We start from the raw sequence: 17684 nt of genomic DNA, 5'->3' as shown, positions 1-17684 counted from the left end.
CCGGACGCCCGCGACCTGGGAACACAGTGCCGCGCCGGGGACCTCCGGCAGGCGGGCGAACCGCGTTCTGTGGATGACGCCGCCGGAGCGCGACCCGCCCTGTGGACGACCGGCACAGGCGGGAGACGCGGGCCAACAGCGCAGAGGGGCGACACGGGCGAACGGCGCAGAAAGGCGACGCGGGCGAACGCCCCGGACGAGCGAGCACGGGCGGGCGACCGCACAGACGAGGGATCGCGGACGGGCGAGTACGGGGCGGGCAAGACCAGGCGGAACGAGCCGGGCCGAGCGGCCGGGGCCGCGTCGTCCGCGCGGAGCGGGCGTCAGCCTGCCAGGCCGCGCATCGCCTGGTAGAACGCGTGGTGCCGGCCCAGCTCACGCTCCACCGGCTCGACCACCGCCTTCTCGGCGATCGCCGCCACCCGACGGCGCATCTCCCGCTCCAGCCGCTCCCGCTCACGGGACGCGCCGAGCTCCACGAAGTTACGTGACGCGATGCCGGACAGAATGCCCAGCCCCAGCACCGAGGCCATCATCAGCGCCACCCACGGCAGCGCCGACGTGTCGCCCAGCAGTTGCAGCGACGCCGGCAGCCGCTCGGGCAGCAGCAGCCCGAACCCGAGCCACACCAGCCCGACGCCGAACGCCGCCACCAGGGCGTACTGCCACACCTTGAGCGCCCGCCACCATCCCGGCACCCTGTCGAGCCGGGGCGCGACCTGAGTGAGGTCCTCGGTGAGCGTGCGCGGCAGCATGCCGAGCTGCGAGCGGGCCGCCCGGTGCACGGCGCTGCGCCACACCGGGTGCATCCCGACCGTCAGGCCGTCGGCCAGCGCCTGCACGGCGTTGGCCACCTCGGCCGACTGCGCGCTGACCGAGCCCGTGGTGATGCCGCGGATCTCGTCGCCCACATCCTGCAGCCGCAGGCGCTTGACCGGGTCGGGGCGGAAGCGGTCCAGCCAGCGCGGGTACGGCCAGCCGACCCAGCGGCCGGAGCGTTCGGCGTACACGTTCTCCATGGCCTCGCCCACGGCGGGGACGCCGACGGCGTCGCAGAGCGCGTCGGTGAGGCCCATGCGGCGGGCCTCGTCGACGGACGCCGGCACGTTCAGGGCCTCGCCCACCGGCATGCTGCGGGTGAGCCGCTGCTCCAGCCGGTGCAGGTCGGCCTCCAGCTTCTGGATGGCGGCGCGGCGGCGGGACACGGCCCCGGCGATGACGCTCTTGAGGCTCTCGATGCCGCGCCCGCTGACCGCCGAGGTGGGCACCACGCTCGGATGCTCGACGCCCTCGCGGCGGAGCAGGTCGTTGAGGTCGATGACCAGCTCGGCCAGCTCCTCGGCGGACAGCCGGTCGGCCTGGTTGAGCGCGAACACGGTGACCGCGTCGTGCCCGGCCAGCTCGGTGACGTAGCGGCGGTGGGTGGAGGCGTCGGCGTACTTCTGCGGGTCGAGCACCCACACCACCAGGTCGGCCAGGCCGATGAGCCGGTCGGCCTCGGTGTCGGTGAGCGCCCGGATCGAGTCGTGGTCGGGCAGGTCGAGCAGGATCAGGCCGTGCAGCTGGCTCTCGCCCTTGTCGAGCGCGCTCGCCCTGGCGAACCGGTGCCGCCACTCGATCTGCAGCCAGTCGAGCAGCGGCGCCGCCCCCTCCAGCCCCCACACACAGGCGTGAGTGTGGGCGGTGGTGGGCCGGCGCACGCCGGTGGGCGACAGCTCCAGCCCGGACACGGCGTTGAACAGCGAGGACTTGCCGCTGCCGGTGCCGCCCGCGAGGGCGACCACGGTGTGCTCCGACGACAGCTTGAGCCGGTCGCCGGCCCGCAGCAGCAGGTTCTGGGCCTCGGACACCAGCTTGTCGTCCAGCCGGCCGGGGCCGAGCTCGACGACCTTGGTGAGGGCGGACAGCCGCGGCGCGAGCCCCGGCCTGGTCGTGACGGTGGTCATCGTGCGACCTCGAGGTTGTACGTCGCCTGGTAGAGGTGGGTGGCGGCGGACTCGTCGGGGATCCCCGCCGAGTCGAGCGCCTGCACGTAACGCATGGACTCCTCGTCGAACAGCATGCCGATCCTGGCTCTCAGGTCGCTGAGCGCCTTGGCGCCGATGCCGCGCAGCGACTCGGCCCCGAGCAGCGCCTTGACCAGCCGGTGCGGCACCCCTTCGGTGCGTCCGCCGCTGAACATCGCCACCATGAAGATCAGCGACAGCGAGTCGGCGTCGAACGACACCAGCTTGGACACCGACCGCTTGGCCACGCCCTCGGTGCGGACCAGCTCGATCACATGCTCCTGCCAGGACGCGACGGCCCGGCCCGCATGCCGTACGAGCTCGTCGGACGGCCGCTCCAGCCCCTCGGAGAGCGTGGCGCCCACCTCGGCGCGGTGCCGCCAGCGGCCCGCGACCTCCTCGGCCGCGCGGCCGGCCGCGGCCACGATCACCGACTCCAGCCCCGCCTTCAGCGCCCCACGGAACGCGGTGATCCGCTCCGGCGCCTGCGAGGAACGGGGGCGCTTACGCAGCTGGAGCGAGCGCATCAGGTCACCCGAGCCGGCGAAGTCCTGCCAGCGGGCCAGCACCTCGCCCTGAATGATCATGCTGCTGCGGAACGCCTTGTCGATCTCCGTCAGGGCGCTCATGTAGGCCGCCTCGACGTCGCCGCGCAGCTCGCCGCGGAACGCCACCTGCAGCTCAAGCTGCTTGGCCAGCGCCGGAACCCGGGTGCGGAAACTGTCGAGCACCCCGTTGAGCGTCTTGCGCACGGCCTGCGCGCGACGCTTGTCGTCGACGGACAGCTCGGCGAGCCAGAGCCGCAGATCGGTCATCTCGCTGTCGGGCAGCCTGCCGTCGGTGACCGCCGACTCCTCGATGACGAACCGGTCGATCTCCCCCAGGCCGTATTCGGTGAGCATCCGGACGAAATGCTTGAGCACCACCTCGCGCGCCCTCGGCTGCACCCTGGACAGCACGATCGCCAGCCGGGCGCCGCGCTCCTTGGCCAGGCGCAGCAGGTTCCACGCGGGGGCGTCGGCGTAGCGGGCGGCGGTGGTGACGAAGATCCACAGGTCGGCCGCGTCGAGCATGCGGTGCGCGATCTCGTGGTGCTCCTCGACCACCGAGTCGATGTCCGGCGTGTCGAGCAGCGCGACGCCCTGCGGCAGTTTCTCCGTGGCGACCACGACGACGCTGCGCATGCCCGCGCCGGGCTCCGGCTTGTCGAGCCGCCGCAGCCCGCCCAGCAGCTCACCCTCGGTGAACCACCTGCGGTCGTCCGGATGACACACGAGGACCGGCACGCCGGTGGTCGGCCGCCGCACCCCGGTGCGGGAGACGTTCTTCTCCGCCAGCGAGTTGACCAGCGTGGACTTGCCCGCGCCGGTCGAGCCCGCGATCACGATCAGCGCCGGCGCCGTCCGGGTGCGCACCCTCGGCAGCACGTAGTCCTCGAGCTGTGCCTGCAGGTCGGCCCGCGCCTGCCGCGCCTCCTCGGCGCCCGGCAGGTCGAGCCCGAACCTCAGCCCGGCCACGCTCTCCCGCAGCGCCCCGAGCGCGGCCGTCAACGCCTCGACGGTCTCGGGCGGCAGGTCCTCTTCGGCTTCACCGGGTACGTCCTCCGCCCCGGCGTCATCGTCAGCCAGGGCGGAAGCGGTCTCGGCCTCGGTCTCATCGGGGGTGTCCTCGGCGGCTGCAGCTTTGTCCTCGTCGGAGGCGTCCTCGGCGACGTCGGAAGCGCCGTCGTCGGCGTCGGCGTCGGCTCCGGCGAGGTCACCAGCCACGTCCGCCTCGTCGGACGGGGCATCGTCCTCATCGGATGGGACGGCGTCGGACGGGATCTCGTCGAACGGCGCCTCATCGGACGGGGTCTCGTCGGACGGGGCGGCGTCGGGGGCGTCGTCGCTCTCGTCGTCGCCCCACAGCCACGCGCTGTCGGCGTCCTCGTCGGAGTCGTCCTCGTCGGCGAGGGCAGCCGTGGCGTCCTCAGGGGCGTGGTCGCTCTCGGCGGGAGCGTCCGCGCTGTCGGGAAGGTCCTCGTCGTCGGAGGAGGCGGCGGCGGTCTCCGTGAAGAGATCCTCGTCCCTCTCAGGGGAGGCGGGCGGGGCGGCAGGGGCGGGGCGGGACGGGCGTTCCCATACGGAGGTCGGCGCGGCGGGCGGGCGGCGTACGGGGACGTCCCACACCGATGTGGGCGCCTCGTCCTGGTCGCCTGCGTCGGCCTCCGCCGCGGGCGGAGGGGAGGGCCGCGTGGGGCCGGGGGCGTCGGGGACCGCCGGGGCGGTGTCGGACGGGGGCACGTCAGTGATGGCGCGGAAGGTCAGGGTCTGCTCCCCCGGCGACTCCTCGCGCCCGTCATCCATGCGCCCGTCATCCATGGCCGTGTTCACGGCAAGCGCTCCGCTCGAACCATCTCGACCTCCTGGCCGACCTTTACGACGTCGCCGACGACGACGATCGCCGGTGGCCGTATCCCAGCCGCGGACACGCGGTCGGCCACGGTGGAAAGCGAGGCGCTTACCGCCCGCTGGGTCGGAAGGGTACCGTCCTGCACCACCATTACGGGAGTCTCCGGCGGACGTCCGTCTCGCACGAGCGTTTCGGCCACCTTGGCGAGCCGTTCGACGGCCATCATGAGCACCAGGGTGCCACGGGAGCGCGCCAGGCCGGGCCAGTCGACGGTGGATCGGGGGTCGTCCGGGGCGACGTGCACCGATATGACGTGGAACTCCTGACTCACGCCTCGGTGGGTCACCGGGACGCCCGCGGCGGCGGGGACGGCGACGGGGCTGGTGATGCCGGGCACGACCGTCACCGGGATGCCGGCCCGGGCGCAGGCGATCATCTCCTCGCCGCCGCGCCCGAACACGAACGGGTCACCGCCTTTGAGCCTGACCACGAACTTGCCCGCCCTGGCCCGGTCGACGAGCAGCTCGTTGATCGTGTCCTGGGACAGGGAGCGGCCATAGGGGACCTTGGCGGCGTCGACGAGCTCGACGTCGGGGGCCAGCTCGTCGAGCAGCGCGCGGGGCGCGAGCCGGTCGGCGATCACGACGTCGGCCTGCGCCAGGAGCTGGCGGCCGCGCACGGTGATGAGGCCGGGATCGCCGGGGCCGCCGCCGACCAGGGCGACGCCGACGGGCTTGGTGCGGTTGCGGCGGGCGTCGACGGTGCCATCGCGCAGCGCGTCCACGACGGCGTCGCGGATGCCGGCCGCCCGGCGCGGGTCGCCGCCGGCGGTGATGGCCACGCTGACCTCGTCGACCCGGCCGGAGGCGGGGGTCCAGGCGGCGGAGGCGTCCTTGTCGTCGGCGCGCACGCACCAGATCCGCTTGGCCTCGGCCTCGGCGGCCACGGCCGTGTTGGCCGACCGGTCGTCGGTGCAGGCCTGCACGAGCCAGGCGCCGTCGCAGTCGCCCACCTCGTACGGGCGGGCGTGCCAGGTGATGCGGCCGGCGGCGATGAGATCGTCGAGAGCGGGGGTGACGCTCGGCGAGACCACGGTCACCTCCGCACCCGCCGCGAGCAGCGCCGGCACCCGCCGCTGAGCGACGCGCCCGCCGCCCACGACGAGGACCCGGCGGCCGGAAAGCCGCAGGCCGAGGAGGTAGGGACCCATTGTCGGGAATCTCCCGTTCGCGAAGGTTGGTGTGCTAGGACGTAAACCTACCGGGTCTCATCGCGTCATTCGTTTCGCATGGGTCAACGCCCGTCGAGAAGGGGCTGCCGAGGGTCCCAGCGCGGCCCGCCTTCGTCGTCCTTACGGCGTCTGGCCATCGCGGAGAGCGCCTCAAGGATAACCCTGTTCCCGAGGAACGCGGTCACGTCGGCGTGATCGTACGGCGGGGCGACCTCGACCACCTCCATCCCGGCCACGGGCAGCTCGTAACAGATCCGGCGGACGGCGTCGAGCAGCTCCCTGGCGGTCAGCCCGCCCGGCTCGGGGGTGCCGGTGCCGGGCGCGTGCCCGGGGTCGCACACGTCGATGTCGACCGACAGGAAGATCCGGTCGCACTCGTCGAGCGCGATGCCGAACGCCTCCGTCAGGCACGTCTCCAGGCCGCGCGCCACGATCTCGGTCATCTCGTACGAGCGCATGTTCTGCTCGGCCATCCAGCTCAGCGTCTCCGGATCGGGCCAGTAGCCGCGCAGGCCGATCTGGAGGAACCGGTCACCGCGGATCGCCCCGGACTCGATGAGGCGGCGCATCGGCTGCCCGTGACCGTACAGGTGGCCGAACGAGATGTTGCCCGTGTCGGCGTGCGCGTCGAAGTGGATCATCGAGGTGCGGCCGGGGGCGTGGGCCCGCGCGGTGCCGCGCGCGTCCGGCAGCGCCACCGTGTGGTCGCCGCCCAGCACCAGCGGGATCGCGCCCGAGGACGCCACCCGGTGCACCGCGTCCTCGATCGCGGCCAGCGAACCTCCACGTCCCCCGAGTAGCACTCCACGTCCCCGGCGTCGAGCACGCGCAGGTCGCGCAGCGCGTCGACGCGCAGGGCCAGGCTCGGGCGGGAGCCGTCGTGCGGCAGGTAGCAGGCCTGGCGCAGCGCCATCGGGCCGAACCTGGCACCCGGACGGTTGGAGGTGCCGCCGTCGAACGGCGCTCCGATGATCACCACGTCGGCGTCCGCGTACGTGGCGGGATCGCCGACGTCGCATCGCTCGACGCCGAGGAACGTGATGTCGGGACCGAACATCGGGCCGTATCGGGACACTGGTCACCTCACGTGGTCGTTGCCGTGTCCCCATCATCACACGGGCTTTTCGGTCACTCCCGCCGCGTCGAAGGTGGCCACGTCGTGCATCACCCGTACGGCGGCGCACACGAGCGGGTGGGCCAGCAGGCCGCCGGTGCCCTCGCCCAGGCGGAGCTCCAAGTCCACGAGGGGGCGCAGGCCCAGATGGTCGAGGGCGGCCGAATGGCCGGGCTCGGCCGAGCGGTGGCCCGCCACGCAGTGGTCGGTCGCGGCGGGGTCGAGCGCGGCGGCGGCCAGGGCGGCGGCGCCGGCGATCACGCCGTCGAGGATCACCGGGACCCGCAGGGCCGCGCCGCCCAGGATGAACCCGGCGATCGCGGCATGCTCGAACCCGCCGACGGCGGCGAGCACCCGCAACGCCTCGACCGCCTCGACCGGCTCGACCGCCTCCATGCCCTCTCCGGGAAGCCGCGCACCCGCGACGGGGACGGCGTTGGCGTGGAGGGCCTGGCGGACGGTGCGGACCTTGAGGGCGTGGGTCTCATCGGTGATGCCGGTGCCGCGCCCCGTGACGTCGGCCGGGTCGCGGCCGGTGAAGGCGGAGATGAGGGCGGCCGAGGCCGTGGTGTTGGCGATCCCCATGTCGCCGGTGATGAGGCAGCGGGCGCCCCGGGCGACGAGGTCGCGGGCGACGGCGATGCCGGTCTCCAGCGCCTGGACGGCCTGGTCAACGGTCATCGCGGGCCCCTGCGACAGGTCGGCCGTGCCGTACGCGACCTTGCGCCTGACCAGGCGGGGATCGTCCGGGAGGTCGGCGGCGACGCCGACGTCCACGACGGTGACGGTGGCGCCGGCCTGGGCGGCGAAGGCGTTGGCGACGGCGCCGCCGGCCAGGAAGTTGGCCACCATCTGGACCGTGACCTCCTGCGGCCACGGGCTGACGCCCTGGGCGTGGACGCCGTGGTCGGCGGCGAAGATGGCCAGGGCGGCGGGCTCGGGCATGGGCGGCGGGGTGACGCCTGCCGCGCCGGCGAGGCGTACGGCGACGTCCTCCAAGGCGCCGAGCGAGCCGCGGGGCTTGGTGAGGCGGTCCTGGTGGGCGCGGGCGTCGGCGAGGACGGCGGGGTCGGCGGGGCGGATGGCGGCGAGGACCCCGGAGAGGGGCGACTGGCCGGGCTCGGTGTCGGCGGGCACTGCACTACCTCCGGTCACGGGACGAGCTGGAGTGCTTCCTCGTAGCGGTCGATGACGACGTCGGCGAGGGTCTCGCAGTCGCCGATCACCTCGGCGCAGCGGATGTCGAGCTCGGGGTGCCCGGCTCCGTAGGCGAGGGCCTGCGCCCAGACGCGCTCCAGCGTGGCCCCGGCGAACAGCAGGTAGGGCACGACGATGACGCGCTTGGCGCCGAGGCGGCGGCAGCGCTCCAGGCCGCCGGGGACGCCGGGCGGGGTGAGCGACACGAACGCGGTCTCGACGGTCATGAAGTCGTAGGCGTGCGTCTCCCAGAACAGCCGCGACACCCGGTGGACCTCGGCGTTGGCGACGGGGTCGGTGGCGCCTTCGCCGACCAGGACGACGGCGGTCTCGCCGGGCTCGACGTGCGTCTGGAGGCCGTCGGCGGGGGGCGTGTCGACGGCGCGGAGGCGGGGCCGGGCGCCGACGAGCTCCAGCGGGCGCAGCCGGGGGATGTCGGTGGCGGCGTCGTTGAGCCGTTCGGCGAGCAGGGAGAGCACGCGGGGGTCGGGGCCGAGCGGCCTGCCGTAGTCGTACATGAGCGTGGGGTGGCGGCGCTGCTCCTGCTCCAGGGCGGCGGGCAGCTCCTCGCTCAGCCGGTTGAGGCTGAGCGGCATGGCGACGAGCCGGTGGTGGCCGCGGGCGACGAGGGAGGCGACGGACTCGCTGAGGCGGGGCGTGGCACGCTCCAGGTAGCCGCCCGAGACGTCGGCGGCCGTCTGGTCGAGCCGGCAACGGAGCCGGTGGACGAACCGGCCGAACTCCGCGGAGTCGGCGTCGTCGTTCGATCCCTGCCCGATGAGCAGGAGCGGGGGCTTCATGGGAAGGTGCTCCGGTGCGTAGAGGAAGACACGCGAGGATAACCGATGGGCGCCGGTGGGCGACAGGTCACGCTGTGTGCGCGGGTGTCGCGTGTACGACGAAGACGGGGTCGGCGGCGGCCAGGCTGTGGGAGCCGTCGGGTTCGAGGGCGATCCTGGCGGCCAGGATCTGGCTGCCTTCGGCGCGGTAGCCCTGCTCGCGCAGCAGGCCGAGCACGGTGGGGACGCGTTCGACGGAGTTGAGCGCGCACACGAGCGAGCGGGGGCGGCGGGCGGCGCAGGCGGCGACCACGTCGGGGCCGCCGCCGCCGACGAACACGGCGTCGGGGTCGGGCAGCGGTTCGAGGGCGGGCGGGGCCTGTCCCCTGGTCAGCGCGACCTTGACGCCGTAGTGGAGGACGTTGGCGCGCAGCCGGTCGCAGGAGGCGGCGTCGCGTTCGACGGCGACGACGGCCGCGCCGAGCCTGGCGCACTCGACGGCGATCTCGCCGCCGCCCGCGCCCACGTCCCAGACGAGGTCGCCGAGCCGGGGGCCGAGCTTGGCCAGCACGTACGCCCTGACCTCCGCGGGCAGCCTGGACTCCAGCGGCAGCGCCCATTCGGCGGGGCCGGGGCGGGCGCCCGCCACCCAGCTCGGCTCCTTGGGCCGGTGCAGCGGGTCGAGGACGAGCACCACGTCGGGGTCCTTCCAGGGGCGCGTGGTGGCCTCGCCCATGCGGCTGTGGGTGACGCGCTCGCCGGGGCCGCCGAGGTCCTCGCAGACGATGAGGGAGCGCGGCGTGGTCGGGGCGAGCTCGCGGGCGACGTCGCCGGGGCCGACGCCGGGCGCGACGACGAGGGCGACCTTGGGGTGCGCGCGGCAGGCGTTGACGACGCGGTTGAGCTGGTGCGCCCCGGCGGGGGCGACGACGAGGGCGTCCTCCCAGTTGAGGCCGGCGCGGGCGAAGGCCCGGCTGACGAGGGAGGTGGCGGGCAGCACGTCCGGCTTGAGCCCGTGGCCGCGCAGGGCGCGCACGGCGCCGAAGAAGCCGGGGTCGCCGGGGGCGAGCACCACGGCGGGGCCGGAGCCCTGTTCGAGGTGGAGGTCGAGGGTGTCGAGGAGGGCGTCGTCGGGGACGGTCACGGCGGTCAGCGTGAGCCTGCCGAGCAGCGCCGCGGGCCCGACGACGAGGGTCGCCTCGCGCAGCCGGTCGACCGCCTGGGCCGACAGCTCGGATCCGTCCCACCCGACCACTGTGATCATGCGCCTCACCGTCCCCTCGTACCCAGAGTGACGGTTCTCCCGGCTTTTCACCACAGGGAGGCGGGGCGCTTCAGGGCAGGTCGGCCGGGATGAGGCTGAACACCACCAGGTCCTGGCCGCCCAGCGCGGCACGTTCGACGCCTTCGCGGACGAACCCGGCTTTCTCCGCGACGCGGAGGGAGGCGGTGTTGGCGGGGGCGGCGCGCAGGCGGAGCCGCTGGAAGCCCCGCTCGGCGAAGAGCCAGCGGGCGACGGCGGCGACGGCCTCGGCGGTGTAGCCGTGGCCGCGGGCCCACGGCGCGGCCATGTAGCCGACCTCGCAGGTCCGGTTGATCCAGTCGACGTCCCTGACGTCCAGGCTGAGCAGGAACCGGCCGGTCGTCCGGTCCGTCGCCGCCCAGGCGGCGCCGTGGCCGCGCAGCCTCATCCGTTCGGAGGCGGTGACCCAGTCGCGGGCGTCGTCCTCGGTGTAGCCGCGCGGGACGCCGGTGCCGGCCTGGGTGAGCGGGTCCGCGCCGGTCGCGGCCAGATCCGGTACGTCCTGCTCGGCGAGCGGCCTGAGCAGGAGGCGCACGGTGCTCAGTTCGGCGCGGGGCAGGGTGTCCGAGGGCAGCCGGGAGTCGCCGCGCAGCAGCCCGAACATGACCAGGTCGTGCGGCCCGTCGTCCTCCAGCACGGCGGCGCGGAGCACGCCTTCCCAGGTGAAGCCCGCTTTCTGGGCGACGCGCAGCGAGGCCAGGTTGTCCAGGTTGGCGGTCAGGTCGATGCGGCGCAGGTCGGTGGTGCCGAACACCCAGCCGGTCAGGCCGCGCAGCGCCTCGGTGGCGTAGCCCCGGCGCCGGTGCAGGGGGTGGACGCCGTAGCCGACCTCGGTGGTGCCCGCGCCCCAGGAGGTCCTGAACAGGCTGATCGCGCCCACGATGCGGCCTTCGGCGTCGGTCATGGCCAGGTGCCTGCCCTGGCCGGAGCGGTGCAGCTCGTGCACGCCGTGGGTGAGCCACTGCCGCACGCCCGACAGGTGGCCGGGGGCGCCGGGCGGCAGGAAGGGGACCCGCGCCTCGACGATCGAGCGGATCCGGCGCTCGTCGTGGGGGCCGAACGACCGGAGCACCAGCCGTTCGGTGGCGATGTCGGCGTCAGCGTCGAACACGCTCGGCAGCGTACACACTGGTGATGTTTGTCCACCAAAGCGGGGGTAGGGGCGCTTTGGGGAGGAGTGACATCTATGGAACGCGGAAGCTCGAAGCACGGTCCTCGCATCGATGAGCATCAGAAGCAGGAGACCGAGGGCCTGGTCCGAGGTGGGGGCACCTCGCACGCCGAGGAGTGGAAGGAGCCCGAGCCCATGCCCGCGCCCGGCGAGGAGGAGTCCGTCCGCAGCTACGCGCCCGGACGCGAGCCGGGAACGGCGGAAGGCATCACCGCCGAAGGGGTGGATGTCCGCAGCGATCTGGCCAAATGGCTCAGTGACACCAATTTCCCGGCGAAGAAGGGCGATCTACTGCGGCACGCCCGTGAGATGGACGCCCCCGACAAGGTGACGGAGATGCTGCACGCCCTGCCGGAACGCCGCTTCGCCAACATCGCGGAGGTGGCGCGGGCGCTCGGGCTCGGCGTGGAGAAGCGGAGGTGGTGACCGGTGCGGCTCGACTTCATCCGTCCCCTCTATGAGCGCAGCGGGCCGTACGCGTCCGTGTACGTGGGCGCGATCACCGAGCGGGACAGGTCGACGCAGTGGACGAGCCTGCGCGACAAGCTGGAGCAGGCCGGGGTGAACCCGCCCGCGGCGCTGGAGGACGAGGTGCTGCGCCCGGCGCCCGGGCGGGCCGTGTTCTGCGCCGGGGGTGAGGTGGTGCTGGCCGAGACGTTCAGCGGGCAGCCGGTGCCGCTCGCGCACGTCTCGCCGCTGCCGCTGGTCACGCCCATGCTCATGCGGCGCGGCGAGAGCGTGCCGCACCTGCGCGTGATCATCGACCACGCGGGCGCCGAGGTGAGCGTGTACGCCAACGGCTCGCCGCGCACCGCGACCATCGAGGCCGAGTCCTGGCCGTTGCAGAAGACCGCGCAGGGCGGCTGGTCGCAGAAACGCTACGAGCGGGCCGTCGACGAGACCTGGGAGAAGAACGCCACGGCCGTCGCCCACGAGATCGACGAGCAGGTGCGGCGGATCGGCGCGGAGCTGGTCCTGGTCGCCGGCGAGCCGAAGTCGCGCTCGCTGCTCGGCGACCACCTCGGCACCAAGTCGGCCGACCGGATGCTCATGGTCGAGCACGGCCACCGCGGCGACCACGGCGGCTTCGAGCGCGACGTGCAGAGCGCGCTCGACAGCTGGCTGGACCGCAGGCGGGCCGAGCTGCTCAACCGACACCGCGAGCAGAACGGGCCCACCGGGCTCGCCAGGGTCGCCCAGGCCCTGCGCGACGGCCGGGTGCACGCCCTGCTCCTGCCGGGCGAGCTGCCCGGCCGCGTCTGGACGGGCGAGAGCGCCACGCAGATCTCCACCGACGCCGGCGAGGTGCGCGCCTGGGGCGTGGCCGAGCCGGTCGAGGAGCGCGCCGACTCGGCGCTGGCCAGGGCGGCGGCCATGACGGACGCCGAGCTCTGGTTCTGCGACGACGTGGCGGACGTCGCGGCGGTGCTCAGATACTGACGATCACTTCGAGCGTCCTGGGGCCGTGCACGCCCTCCACCCGGTTGAGCTCGATGTCGCTGGTGGCGGACGGGCCGCTGATCCAGGTGAGCGGGCGGACCGGGTCGAGCCGGGCGACCGCCTCCGGGACGCTCGCCACGACCTGGTCCGCCCGCACCACGCACAGGTGGTAGTCGGGCACCAGCGTCTGGGCGCGGGTGCCCTGGCCGGGTCCCGCGTCCAGCACGATCGTGCCGGTCTCGGCGATCGCCACCGCGCAGCCGGTGACCACGCCGTCGGCGCCGCTCAGCTCGGCCCCGCCCGCCGCGCCGCCCGTCCATTCGTCCGGCAGCCCGTCGGGGACGATCATCCGCCTGCCCCGCACCAGCTCCGCGACCTTGGCCGGCACCTCGGCCGCCGGCAGCACGTGCACCACGGCCCGGTAGTCGTCCACCCGCTCGGCGAACAGCCCCACCGGGTCGTCCACCGGGACGCTCGTCCGGTAGTCGCGCGGGATCTCCACCTCGGGCGCGTCACGGACGGCCCGCCTGATCCGGCCGAGGATCTCCTCACGGGCGCTCATGCCGCTCCCACCAGTCTCTGAACGATTCTTCCGGGATCTCGGGCAGATCCCTCGTGTCGGTCCAGGCCGACAGCGGGCCGGGCAGCCTGCGCGGCACCAGCCCGCGTACGCGCGCGGCCAGCCGCTGCGCCTTCGCCAGCCGCGCCTCGTCGCCGAGCACCCAGCCCGCCACCCGCATGCCCGCCCGCTCCGCGGCCCCGTGCGGGGCCTTGGCCCGCAGGTCGACCAGCACCTCGGGGATGTCGATCGCCACCGGGCACACGTCGAAGCACGCGCCGCACAGGCTGGAGGCGTACGGCAGCGAGGCGTCCAGCTCCGAGCCCATGCCGCGCAACTGCGGGGTGAGGATCGCGCCGATGGGCCCCGGATAGACCGACCCGTACGCGTGGCCGCCCGCACGCTCGTAGACCGGGCACACGTTCAGGCAGGCCGAGCAGCGGATGCAGCGCAGCGCCTGACGGCCCACCTCGTCGGCGAGCACGTCCGTGCGCCCGTTGTCGAGCAGCACCAGGTGGAACTCCTGGCCCTCGGTGGCTCCGGTCCACATGCTCGTGTACGGGTTCATCCGCTCGCCGGTCGAGCTGCGGGGCAGCAACTGCAGGAAGATCTCCAGATCGCGCCAGGAGGGCAGCAGCTTCTCGATGCCGACCACGCTGATCAGCGTCTCGGGCAGCGTCAGGCACATGCGGCCGTTGCCCTCGGACTCCAGCACGACCAGCGTGCCGGTCTCGGCGATCATGAAGTTGGCGCCGGAGATCGCGACCTTGCTCCTGAGGAAGCGTTCGCGCAGGTGAAGCCGGGCGGCCTCGGCCAGCGCGGCGGGCTCATCTGTCAGGCCGTCGGGCGTCTCGGGCATCCTCTCCAGGAAGATCTCGCGGATCTCGGCCCGGTTGCGGTGGATCGCCGGGACCAGGATGTGGCTCGGGAAGTCGTCGCCGAGCTGCACGATCAGCTCCGCCAGGTCCGTCTCGTACGCCGTGATGCCGTGCTCGGCCAGCGCCTCGTTGAGGCCGATCTCCTGGGTGGCCATCGACTTGACCTTGACGACCTCGCTCTCGCCGGTGGCCTGGACCAGGCCGGTGACGATGCGGTTGGCCTCGGCGGCGTCGCGGGCCCAGTGGACGTGGCCGCCCGCCCGGGTGACCGCCTCCTCCAGCTGGACGAGGTAGCGGTCGAGGTGGCGCAGGGTCTCGTCCTTGACGGCCTTGGCGGCGGCGCGGAGCTCCTTCCAGTCGGGCAGCTCGGCCACGACGCTCGCGCGCTTGCCCCGGATGGTGTGCGTGGCCTTGCGGAGGTTGAAGCGAAGTTGCGAGTTCTGGACCGCCTTTTCGGCATTTTTCGGGAAATTGCCTGGCATGCCGAGGAAAGTGCCGCTCATCCCGTCGCCTCCGTCGTGGCCAGGATCTCGGCGAGGTGCATGACCCGTACGCCCGCCTTCTGCCGCTCGAGCGTGCCGCCGAGGTGCATCAGGCAGGAGTTGTCCGCCGCGCACAGCACCTCGGCGCCGGTGCCGAGCACGTTGCGCACCTTGTCGGCGCCCATGGCGGCGGAGACGGCCGGGTTCTTCACCGCGAACGTGCCGCCGAAGCCGCAGCACTCGTCGGCGGCCGGGAGCGGGACCAGCTCCAGGCCGCGCACGCGGCTCAGGAGCCGGGCCGGGCGGTCGCCCAGGCGCAGGCCGCGGAGCGAGTGGCACGTCGGGTGATATGTCACCCGGTGCGGGAAATATGCGCCGACGTCCTCCACCTTCAGGACGTCCACCAGGAACTCCGACAGCTCGTACACCTTCGGCGCCACCTCCGCGACGGCCGCCGCTCCCCTGCTGCCGGGCCGCACCAGCTTCGGGTACTGCTCGCGGACCATCGCAGCACACGAACCGGAAGGCGCCACCACCGCGTCGTACCCCGAGAACACCTCGGTGAAGTGACGCGCCAGCCGTACGCCGTCCGCGCGGTAGCCGGTGTTGACGTGCATCTGCCCGCAGCAGGTCTGCGCGGCGGGGAAGTCGACCTCGCAGCCCAGCCTGCGCAGGAGCGACACGACGGCCTTGCCGGTGCCGGGGAAGAGCGTGTCGTTCACACACGTGATGAACAGGGCGACTCGCACGCCTCTCCTTCAGGTATGGTCGGACCACAGTATGGTCAGACCATATCCGATGGCATCGGCGGACCGCATCCCCGCCACGCTCCGAGGGGGCCTCGTTGACCGACACCCGCTGGCGTCCCGTCAAGCGGACCCGCACGTTCGAGGACGTGCTCGCGCAGATCGAGCACCGCATCTCCGAGGACGGCCTCACCGCCGGCGACCGGCTCCCCGCCGAGCGGCAGCTCGCCGAGCAGCTCGGGGTCAGCCGGTCGTCGGTACGCGAGGCGATGCGCGTGCTGGAGACGCTCGGCGTCGTGTCCTCCCAGGCCGGGCGGGGCCCCGACGCGGGCGCCGTGCTCGTCTCCCGTCCCGACACCGCGCTGACCGACCTGCTCCGGCTGCACCTCGGCCTGGCCGCCCTGGAGCTGCGCGAGGTCGTCGACACCCGGCTGATGATCGAACGCTGGGCCGCCGGCCACGCCGCCACCGCCCGCGCCGACACCTCGGCCCTCGCCGCCGCCTACGCAGGGATGGCGGCGGCGCGCACGCCGGAGGAGTTCGTGGAGCACGACACCGCCTTCCACTGCGCGCTCGCCGACGCCTCCGGCAACCGGCTGACCGGGGCCATCATGCGGTCGCTGCGCGACTCCATGCGGCGCTACGCGGTCGAGGCGGTGGAACGGCTGGGCGACACCGCGGCGCTCCAGGCCGACCACGCGCGCATCCTCGCCGCCATCACCGGCGGCGACCCCGGCGAGGCCGAACGGGCGGTCACGGACCACCTCGCCCGCGCCTACCCCTCGCTCTGACGGCGTAAATAGCTGGCGACGTCCGGAACGTCCTGGCTAGTCTCGCCCGGGTGATCCACGAGAACCCCCTGGCCTACCTGCTGGGCATCGAAGGGACCGCCCTGCTGCGGTCCTTCACCGGCGGGCACGACCGCGCGTTCGTCGAGGCCCGCATCGCCGAGATCCGCAGGCTGCTGGCCGACGAGGCGCTGGCCGACGCCGCCGTCGAGGTCGCGCGGGTCGAGTCGGCCGAGGGATACCGCATCTGGTCCGACACCTACGACGGGCCGAACGGGCTGTTCGACATCGACGAGCCCCTCGTGGCCGGGATCGTCGGCGAGCTGCCGCCGGGCGCCGCCCTGGACGCCGCCTGCGGCACCGGCCGGATGGCGGCGGCCCTCGCCGGGCGCGGCCACCGGGTCATCGGCGTGGACAGCTCGCCCGACATGCTCGCCCTGGCCCGCGAACGGGTGCCGCAGGGCGACTTCCGCCACGGCGAGCTGGACCGGCTGCCGGTGCCCGACGACGCCGTGGACCTCGTGACCTGCTCCCTGGCGCTGACGCACGTGCCGTCGCTCGGGCCCGCGATGGCGGAGTTCGCCCGGGTGCTGCGGCCCGGCGGCCACCTCGTGATCTCCGACATGCACCCCGAGGGGGTCGCGCGCGGCTTCGTCCCCACGGTGCGCCTGCCCGACGGACGACCCGGGCGGATCGCCACCTACCACCACCCGGTGGGCGACTACCTGCGCGCCGCCCTGGCCGCCGGCCTCCAGCTCCGCGCCTGCGAGGAACCCCGCCTCCCCCCGGCTCCCGCCCCGGACGAACCCCTCACCACCTCGGAGGCGGTCGCCCGGTGGGACGTCTGGCCCTGGATCCTCACCGCCGTGGTCCCCGAAGCCACCCAGGCCGCCAACACCGACCGCCCCACCATGATCATCTGGCACTTCACCCTCGCTGCCGAAACCCCCGCCTCCACCGACTGACGAGCACTACCGTTTCCGCCGGGGCGCACCCACGGATCGGAGGCCGGCCTCGATGCTCTTCAGCTTGGTGCGAGCGCAGCTTGCGGCATGCGCGATGGTCACGCTCATGACCGCGCCCGCCAGATGCGACGAGCAGGACCGCACCGGTGAGAGGGGGCGCGTGTCCGAGCCCCGGTGCTTCATGGAGGTGCTTCATCAGACCGTCAGCGTGTCCGCGGCGGGGATCGGCGCCACCCTGAAGTACTGGTGCGACCTTCCACCTGTCCGGCACCGGATCTCCCTTCGCCTGCAGACCCGGGACACCAACGGCCGTTGGGTGACAATGGACGAGAGGACCGACAGGAGGGTGCCCGTGCCGGAGCCGCAGACGCTGACGGTCGCAGTGCCGTGTTTTCCCGGGCTGTGGCGGGCCCGTGGGACGGCGGTGGGCGCCCTGCGGGCGGACGACGGGCGGGTGCAGGAGTTCGAGCCCGCCCAGAAGGACAGCGCGGAGAGGCTGGTGTCCGCTGATGAATGCGGGATCGGCTGACTCGTGGAGGCGGCGGCGGGAAGCGTTCGGGCACTTGGCCGGGGTGCTGCGGTGGTGTCTTTCCGGCCGTACCCGGTCCGGGGTGACCGGGTACGCTCCGGCGCC

The 17684-nt window shown here is 73.5% G+C and carries 17 protein-coding genes; 5 read left to right on the top strand and 12 right to left on the bottom strand.

Annotation, left to right across the window (positions count from 1 at the left end; translation table 11 throughout):
• Nucleotides 1-323: 323 nt before the first annotated feature.
• The 9 genes from AB0J53_RS29890 to AB0J53_RS29850 all read right to left on the bottom strand — a co-directional run bounded on the left by AB0J53_RS29890 (nt 324) and on the right by AB0J53_RS29850 (nt 11132).
• On the bottom strand, nt 324-1946 hold the full coding sequence (locus tag AB0J53_RS29890; protein WP_364178659.1) for a GTP-binding protein: 1623 nt from the start codon (nt 1944-1946) through the stop codon (nt 324-326).
• The gene (locus tag AB0J53_RS29885; protein ID WP_364178656.1) at nt 1943-4351 is read right to left on the bottom strand and encodes a GTPase; all 2409 of its coding nucleotides are present in this window, start codon (nt 4349-4351) and stop codon (nt 1943-1945) included. Before AB0J53_RS29885 ends, AB0J53_RS29890 begins: the two co-directional genes overlap by 4 nt.
• Before the next feature lie 23 nt (nt 4352-4374).
• Nucleotides 4375-5607, bottom strand: a complete 1233-nt coding sequence (gene cobA / locus AB0J53_RS29880; RefSeq protein WP_364178653.1) for a uroporphyrinogen-III C-methyltransferase — start codon at nt 5605-5607, stop codon at nt 4375-4377.
• Nucleotides 5608-5690: 83 nt separating this feature from the next.
• Nucleotides 5691-6374 (bottom strand): agmatinase family protein, encoded by a 684-nt coding sequence (locus AB0J53_RS29875; protein WP_364178650.1) that lies wholly within the window; start codon nt 6372-6374, stop codon nt 5691-5693.
• Nucleotides 6266-6703, bottom strand: coding sequence for an arginase family protein (locus AB0J53_RS29870; protein WP_364178647.1), 438 nt, complete (start codon nt 6701-6703; stop codon nt 6266-6268). Before AB0J53_RS29870 ends, AB0J53_RS29875 begins: the two co-directional genes overlap by 109 nt.
• A gap of 36 nt (nt 6704-6739) precedes the next feature.
• Nucleotides 6740-7879 carry a nicotinate-nucleotide--dimethylbenzimidazole phosphoribosyltransferase gene (cobT, locus tag AB0J53_RS29865; RefSeq protein WP_364178644.1) on the bottom strand — a complete coding sequence of 380 codons (1140 nt, stop codon included), beginning with the start codon at nt 7877-7879 and terminating at the stop codon, nt 6740-6742.
• A gap of 14 nt (nt 7880-7893) precedes the next feature.
• Nucleotides 7894-8739 (bottom strand): sirohydrochlorin chelatase, encoded by an 846-nt coding sequence (locus tag AB0J53_RS29860; protein WP_219503903.1) that lies wholly within the window; start codon nt 8737-8739, stop codon nt 7894-7896.
• Between the two features lie 67 nt (nt 8740-8806).
• Nucleotides 8807-9982: an SAM-dependent methyltransferase gene (locus AB0J53_RS29855; protein WP_364178641.1), complete on the bottom strand. Its 1176-nt coding sequence runs from the start codon at nt 9980-9982 to the stop codon at nt 8807-8809.
• A 70-nt stretch (nt 9983-10052) separates the two neighbouring features.
• Nucleotides 10053-11132 carry a GNAT family N-acetyltransferase gene (locus AB0J53_RS29850; RefSeq protein ID WP_364178638.1) on the bottom strand — a complete coding sequence of 360 codons (1080 nt, stop codon included), beginning with the start codon at nt 11130-11132 and terminating at the stop codon, nt 10053-10055.
• A 75-nt stretch (nt 11133-11207) separates the two neighbouring features.
• On the opposite strand from AB0J53_RS29850, the gene AB0J53_RS29845 reads away from it, so the two are divergent.
• The gene (locus AB0J53_RS29845) at nt 11208-11618 is read left to right on the top strand and encodes a DUF2795 domain-containing protein (protein WP_364178635.1); all 411 of its coding nucleotides are present in this window, start codon (nt 11208-11210) and stop codon (nt 11616-11618) included.
• A 3-nt stretch (nt 11619-11621) separates the two neighbouring features.
• Nucleotides 11622-12632 carry a Vms1/Ankzf1 family peptidyl-tRNA hydrolase gene (locus AB0J53_RS29840; RefSeq protein WP_219503893.1) on the top strand — a complete coding sequence of 337 codons (1011 nt, stop codon included), beginning with the start codon at nt 11622-11624 and terminating at the stop codon, nt 12630-12632.
• Here AB0J53_RS29840 and AB0J53_RS29835 read toward each other — a convergent pair.
• From AB0J53_RS29835 to AB0J53_RS29825, 3 genes are read right to left on the bottom strand one after another with little or no spacing between them, the layout of a single operon-like run.
• Nucleotides 12622-13194: an LUD domain-containing protein gene (locus AB0J53_RS29835; protein WP_219503890.1), complete on the bottom strand. Its 573-nt coding sequence runs from the start codon at nt 13192-13194 to the stop codon at nt 12622-12624. The two genes, AB0J53_RS29840 and AB0J53_RS29835, sit on opposite strands and share 11 nt — an antisense overlap.
• Entirely contained in the window at nt 13181-14572 is a 1392-nt protein-coding gene (locus tag AB0J53_RS29830) for a lactate utilization protein B (protein WP_364178632.1), read from the bottom strand. Before AB0J53_RS29830 ends, AB0J53_RS29835 begins: the two co-directional genes overlap by 14 nt.
• On the bottom strand, nt 14569-15300 hold the full coding sequence (locus tag AB0J53_RS29825) for a (Fe-S)-binding protein (RefSeq protein WP_364178629.1): 732 nt from the start codon (nt 15298-15300) through the stop codon (nt 14569-14571). The genes AB0J53_RS29830 and AB0J53_RS29825 overlap by 4 nt, the downstream gene beginning before the upstream one ends.
• A gap of 95 nt (nt 15301-15395) precedes the next feature.
• Between AB0J53_RS29825 and AB0J53_RS29820 the strand changes: the two genes are divergently transcribed.
• From AB0J53_RS29820 to AB0J53_RS29810, 3 genes are read left to right on the top strand one after another with little or no spacing between them, the layout of a single operon-like run.
• Nucleotides 15396-16088, top strand: coding sequence for an FCD domain-containing protein (locus AB0J53_RS29820; protein WP_364178627.1), 693 nt, complete (start codon nt 15396-15398; stop codon nt 16086-16088).
• Nucleotides 16089-16138: 50 nt separating this feature from the next.
• Nucleotides 16139-17050, top strand: coding sequence for a class I SAM-dependent methyltransferase (locus AB0J53_RS29815; protein ID WP_364178624.1), 912 nt, complete (start codon nt 16139-16141; stop codon nt 17048-17050).
• 52 nt (nt 17051-17102) lie between these two features.
• Entirely contained in the window at nt 17103-17579 is a 477-nt protein-coding gene (locus AB0J53_RS29810; protein ID WP_364178621.1) for a hypothetical protein, read from the top strand.
• The last annotated feature ends 105 nt before the right edge of the window (nt 17580-17684 follow it).

Source organism: Nonomuraea sp. NPDC049725 (genome assembly GCF_040674795.1).
GTDB classification, from domain to species: domain Bacteria; phylum Actinomycetota; class Actinomycetes; order Streptosporangiales; family Streptosporangiaceae; genus Nonomuraea; species Nonomuraea ceibae.
This window is presented reverse-complemented; position numbering and strand designations above follow the sequence as displayed.